6 protein-coding genes are annotated in these 5548 nt (G+C 76.9%); 1 reads left to right on the top strand and 5 read right to left on the bottom strand.

The window, feature by feature from the left end; all coding sequences use genetic code 11:
* Positions 1-40 precede the first annotated feature (40 nt).
* Positions 41-1096, top strand: coding sequence for a helix-turn-helix domain-containing protein (locus ACFXPK_RS32440; RefSeq protein WP_385080737.1), 1056 nt, complete (start codon positions 41-43; stop codon positions 1094-1096).
* A 17-nt stretch (positions 1097-1113) separates the two neighbouring features.
* Here ACFXPK_RS32440 and ACFXPK_RS32435 read toward each other — a convergent pair whose 3' ends face one another.
* The 5 genes from ACFXPK_RS32435 to ACFXPK_RS32415 all read right to left on the bottom strand — a co-directional run.
* Positions 1114-1560 carry a RidA family protein gene (locus ACFXPK_RS32435; protein ID WP_385080736.1) on the bottom strand — a complete coding sequence of 149 codons (447 nt, stop codon included), beginning with the start codon at positions 1558-1560 and terminating at the stop codon, positions 1114-1116.
* Positions 1557-2705 (bottom strand): M24 family metallopeptidase, encoded by a 1149-nt coding sequence (locus ACFXPK_RS32430; protein WP_385080734.1) that lies wholly within the window; start codon positions 2703-2705, stop codon positions 1557-1559. The genes ACFXPK_RS32435 and ACFXPK_RS32430 overlap by 4 nt, the downstream gene beginning before the upstream one ends.
* Positions 2706-2737: 32 nt before the next feature.
* Positions 2738-3595, bottom strand: a complete 858-nt coding sequence (locus ACFXPK_RS32425; protein ID WP_385007640.1) for a carbon-nitrogen hydrolase family protein — start codon at positions 3593-3595, stop codon at positions 2738-2740.
* Positions 3586-4818: a M20 family metallopeptidase gene (locus ACFXPK_RS32420; protein ID WP_385007642.1), complete on the bottom strand. Its 1233-nt coding sequence runs from the start codon at positions 4816-4818 to the stop codon at positions 3586-3588. Before ACFXPK_RS32420 ends, ACFXPK_RS32425 begins: the two co-directional genes overlap by 10 nt.
* A partial coding sequence (locus tag ACFXPK_RS32415) for an enolase C-terminal domain-like protein (protein ID WP_385080731.1) occupies positions 4815-5548 on the bottom strand: 734 nt, incomplete at its 5' end. The genes ACFXPK_RS32415 and ACFXPK_RS32420, both read right to left, overlap by 4 nt.

The raw sequence follows: 5548 nt of genomic DNA, 5'->3' as shown, positions 1-5548 counted from the left end.
GCTACGGGGTGCCGGCGGCCAGTGTGGCCGGCGGCGCGCTGTGCCTGCTGATCCTCGCGGCGGGCCTGGCGGCACCCTGCTGGTCGTCGCGCCCCGGGCGCCGGGCGCGGAGCTGCTGGCCCTCGCCGGGCGGCACGGTCTGCGGCTGCGCCCGCTGACGGCGGACGACGACCTCGACGCCCTGGTGGAGGAGGTGGACCCGGCCGCCGTCGCCTGGGACACGGCGGCGGCCGGCCCCGGCGCCTGGCCGAGCGCCCAGCACCTCCACGACCATCCCCGGCTGCGGCACACGCCGTTCCTGCTCCTCGGCGCGGAGGGCCAGGACCTCTCCCGTACGCTCAGGGCGCTGCGCCCCGCCGGGCTGCGCCAGCCGGTGATCGCCGTCGCCGCCTCGGAGCGCTCCCGCAAGGAGTGCGTCCGGCTGGTGGCGGCGGCGCTGCCCGACCATCCGCTGCGGCTGGCGCCGGACGGGACGACGGCGCTGGCCCTGGTCGCCGAGGAGCCGCCCGCGCTGCTCCTGCTGGAGCGGACGCTCCCCGACATGCACGCGCTCGACGTGGTCGACCATCTGCACCACGGCGGCGAGGGCGCCCCCTGCGCCGTCGTCGTCCTGAGCGACCAGGGCTTCACCCCGGCCGACGCCCGCCGCGCGGGGCCGCACCGCGCGCTGCTCCTGCTGGACCACGCGGTGCTCGGCGCCGAGGGGGCGGCGGCGCTGCTCGGCCGTACGGCGCGGGAACACGCGTCCTGCGCCGCCCGTTCCCCCACCCCGGTCAACGCCGCGCTGGTCTTCCTGTACGAGCACTACCGGCACCGGATCTCGCGCTGGCAGATCGCGGAGGCCGCCGGGGTCAGCGCCGACCATCTGGGCCGGCTCTTCCACCAGCGGTACGGGGTGACGGTGTGGGAGTACCTCACACGGTTACGGGTCCAGCGGGCGGGGATCCGGCTGCGGCACAGCGGCGACTCCATCAGCAGCGTCGCCAGAGCGGTGGGGTTCCGCGACCGCGCGTACTTCAGCCGGGTGTTCCGCCGCGTCACCGGCGAGGCGCCGCACGCCTTCCGCAGCCGGGGACCCGAGGAGCACGCGGACTGACGGCCCGCCTCCGCGGGTCAGTGCGGCCGGCCGGCCTCCGTGGCGAGGACGAGTGTCACCTCCACCGGGGCTCCGGAGGGCAGGCTCGCCACTCCGACGGCGGTACGGGCCGGGGGCGGTCCGGCCAGCAGTTCGCGCAGCCGGGCGCTGGCGCCGTCCGCGACCGCGCTGTGCGCGGTGAAGGCGGCGGTCGCGGCGAGATGGACGGTCATGGAGAGCGCGGGGCCGAGCCGCACGCCCGCCCCGGCCGCCGCCGCCCGGCCCGCCTCGACGGCGCGCTCCGCGGCGAGCGCGGCCAGCGGGGCGGCGTCCTCGGCGGAGAGGTCCGCGCCGAGGATCCCGGCCGTGAGGACACCGCCGCCGGCCCGCGGGGTCATCCCGGCGGTGAAGACCAGTCCGCCCGCCACGCGCGCGGCGGCGTAGTCGCCCGCGGGGACGGGCGCGTCCGGAACCGTACGGTTCACCGGCCCGGCTCCGTGTCGCAGGACGTGAGGACCTCGTGTCCGGTCTCCGTGATCAGGACGGTCGCGGAGAAGCCGATACCCGCGGTGTCCCGCAGCCGCAGCGTGGGGACGACATGGACCACCATGCCCGGGGCGAAGAGCCGCTGTTCGTTCTCGCCGAGGGAGAGCAGGTGGCCCTCGCCCCAGTCCGGCGCGAAGGCGATCCCGACGGAGTAGCCGCTGCGCTTGCGGTACGTGTGGGCGAGGCCCGCGTCCGCGATGGCCGCCTTGCACGCCGCGTGCGCCGCCGCCGGTGAGCCGCCGGGCACGACCTCGGCCAGGGCCGCGTCCCTGGCCGCCGCGCAGGCCGGGGCCATGGCCGCGGCCTCACCCGTCAGGGCGCCGGTCCATACGGTGTGCATGAGGGGCGCGTTGTAGCGTCCCGTGGTCGCCGACATCTCCAGCAGGACGGCCTCGTCCCTGCCGATGACCCGGTCGGTCCAGCTCGCGTGGATGGTGCCGGCGCGGGGGCCCGAGGCGACGAACGGCTCCATGCCGAAGTACTCGGAGCCGGACGAGATCAGACCGCCGAACGCGGCGGCGGCCACATCGCGCTCGGACGCGCCGGGGACCGCGGCGGCCACCGCCGCGGCCATGCCCGCGTTGGTGCTCCGGGCGGCGGCCCTGATCTGTTCGATCTCCAGCGGCGACTTGACGAGCCGGGCCGCCGCCAGCGCGTCGTCGATGTGCGTCACGCGGGCGCCCGCCGTCTCCAGCAGGCCGCCGAGCCGCAGGAAGAGCTCGGGCGGCAGGAACCAGGAACGTGCCTCGACCCCGACCGCCCGTGCGCCGGGGGCGAGTTCGGCGAGCAGGTCGGCGGTGGCCCGTACCGGGTCGGAGCTGTCCGGGTAGCCGGTGATCCGTTCGAAGTAGGTGGTCCCGGCCGCGTTGACGGTCTCGGTCTCCCGCATGAGGAGGGCCGCTTCGCCGTCGGCGGTGACGATCAGACACTGGTACGTGTAGTAGCCGGGCGTGGCGTGGCCGGAGAGGTAGCAGACGTTCTCCGGGGTGTGCACGACGACCGCGTCCAGCTCCTTCTCCTTGAGGGTGGCGCGCAGCGCGGTCAGCCGCCGGTCGTACTCGGACGCGGGGAAGACGGGGGTCATGGAGGGCTCCTGGGGTGGTGCGGGGGCAGGGGTCACGGGGCGGGGATGCGGGTGAGCGGGGGCGGGGGCGGATCGCCCAGCAGGTCGGTGCGGAGATCGGCGAGGTACGGCAGCCCGCTCCGTACGGCCGCCGTCCCCGTCGCCGACACGGTGACGACGCGCAGCTCGCTCACGTCGTCCGCGCAGCGGGCCAGCGGCAGGCCGTCGGGGCCCCACGCCCCGCTGCGGCCGAAGTAGTGCTCCCCCGCGAGGTCGCCGACCGCGTTGACGGCCACGACGCAGACGGTGTTCTCGACCGCCCGCGCCGGGTGGTAGACGCCGTAGCGGTACGCGGTCGGGCCGGTGGCGAACGCCGAGCCGAACAGCACGGCGTGGGCTCCTGCCCGGGCGTAGGCGCGGGTCAGCTCGGGGAAGCCGGCGTCGTAACAGATGCCGAGGCCGACCGAGACCCCGCCGTCCTCGATCAGGACGAGTCCGGTGCCGGGGTCGAAGGCGTCGCGTTCGCCCTGCCAGAGGTGGGTCTTGCCGTAGTGGCCGCGCACCGCCCCGGCCGGGTCGAGGACGAGCAGCGCGTTGTGCGGCCGGCCCGCCGTGGTGACGGCGGCGCCGAGGAGGACCCAGACGCCGGCCGCTGCCGCGGCCTCCGCGAGGGGGGCGAGCGGCGAGCCGGGGGCGGGCGCCGTCCCGTCGGGCGGCGGGACGAGGCAGTGGGCCGCGGGGTCGGCGGCGATCGCCTCCGGGTCGTATCCGCAGGCGAACAGCTCGGGCAGGGCCAGGACGCGGGCCCCGCGCCGCCCGGCCTCGGCCGTCAGGCGGGCGGCCAGGGCGAGGTTGGCGTGGAGGTCTCCGGGCAGGCTCGGCGCCTGGCCGAGGGCGATCCTCAGCTCCATACCGGCCCCTCCCCGCTGCCGCCCGCGGTGGCGAGCGCTTCGGTGAGGACGGCCCGGTAGAGGCCGACGGAGCCGGTCAGTTCGTCGAGGGCGATGTGTTCGTCGACCGCGTGCATCACGTCGAGCCGGCCGGGGCCGCAGACCAGGGCCGGTACGCCCGCCGCCCGGAAGTGCGTCATGTCGCAGTTGACGGTGAGTCCGCCGAGGCTGTCGTCGGCGCCGGCCGCCGCCAGCGCCCGGCGGCACAGCGCCACGAAGGGGTGGTCCTCGGGGGTCTCGGAGGGGCCGCCGGTGCTCGGGGCGCACGCGACGACGGAGGCGCTCGCGCCGTGCCCGCCGTCCGTCGCGCCCGCGTTGAACTCGGCGAGGACCGCGCCGACCTCGGCGAGCACGGACTCCTGGGTCTCACCGGGCACCAGCCTCCGGTCCAGGGTGATCCGGCAGCGTTCGGGTACGGCGTTGGGCGCCTCACCGCCCTCGATGAGTACGGGGGTGCAGGTGGGCGCGGAGAGCAGCGGGTGGCCCTGGGCGGCGAGGGAGCCGGCGTACCGCTCCAGCAGGGAGATCACGGTGGCGGCGGCGGTCACGGCGTTGACGCCCTGGGCCGGGGTGGCGGCGTGCGCGGCCCGTCCGACGACCTCGACGACGGGGCGGACCGAGCCCTTGTGCGCGGTCAGCAGCCGCATCCCGGTGGGCTCCCCGACGATGACGGCGTCGGGCAGCCTGCCCTCGCGGGCCAGCAGGGGTACGAGATGGCGGGCGCCCAGGGAGTCGCCCTCCTCCTGCGACACGGCGGAGAAGACGATCTCCCCGCGGGTGGGGCCGGTACCGGCGTCGGCCGCCCGCGCCACCTCGATCGCGGCACACGCCATGGCGGCCAGGGGCCCCTTGGCGTCCGCGGTGCCCCGGCCGTACAGCTTGCCGTCGCGCAGCGTGGGGGTGAAGGGCGGGCTGGTCCAGCCTGCGCCCGCGGGGACGACGTCCAGGTGCGAGTTGAGCATGAGGACGGGTCCGCCAGGGCCGAAGCGGCGGCGCGCGGTGAGGTTGACGCGCCCGGGGGCCAGCTCTTCGGTCTCCACGGCGAAACCGGCGCCGGAGAGCGCGGTGGCGAGGAGGGCGGCGGTGGACTCCTCCTCGCCGGTGGGGGTGGTGGAGTCGCAGGCGACCATGGCGGTGAGGAGGGCGGTCACATCCACGGTGGTGGCGGTTGCGGTGGTGCTCATGTCGGGAACGTCCTTGCTCGGTCCGGTGGGCTCAGGGGGTGTGCGGGGGCGGTGCCCACGGGGGTCAGCGCCGCCGGGTCGACGCCGACCCGTACGCCGAGGCCCGCGCCGTCCGGCAGCAGGACGGCGCCCCGGTGGAGGGTGAGACCGTCGGTGACGTCGTGCGCGAGGTGGGCGCAGCCCCAGAGTTCGGCCACCTCCACGGCGAGGCCGGCGGCGAGGTGGGCGGTGGTCGCGCAGCCGAGGCGGCCGCAGTCCATCTGGCCGAGGCCGACGTGGAGTCCGCGCGAGCGGGCCGCGCCGACGGCCGCCGCCAGCGCGTCGACGGTGCCCGCCTTCTCCAGCTTGAGGTGGACGCCGTCGGCGGCGCCCGCGTCGGCGACGGCGTGCACCGAGGCCGCGTCGCGCACCGACTCGTCGGCCCAGACGGGCACGGGCGAGTCCGTGCGTACGGCGGCCATCGCCGCCAGGTCACCGGGCGGGGTGGGCTGTTCCAGCCAGGCGACGCCGTGGTCGGCGAGCCACCGGACGGCGGCGCGGGCGGTGGCCACGTCCCAGCCGCCGTTGGCGTCGGCGGCGAGGACGACCGTACCGGCGCCCGTGACGCGGTCGACGGCGCGGCGTACGGCGCCCACCCGGGCCCGGTCGCGGTCCTGGTCGCCGCCGACGCGGATCTTGACCCGGCCGAAGCCGGCCACCGCGGCGGCGGTCGCCACCGCGGCGGCCTCCT

It is taken from the genome of Streptomyces sp. NPDC059142 (assembly GCF_042755665.1).
In the GTDB taxonomy this organism is placed as follows: domain Bacteria; phylum Actinomycetota; class Actinomycetes; order Streptomycetales; family Streptomycetaceae; genus Streptomyces.
Note: the sequence above shows the minus strand (reverse complement) of the source record. Positions and strands in the feature narration are given on the sequence as shown.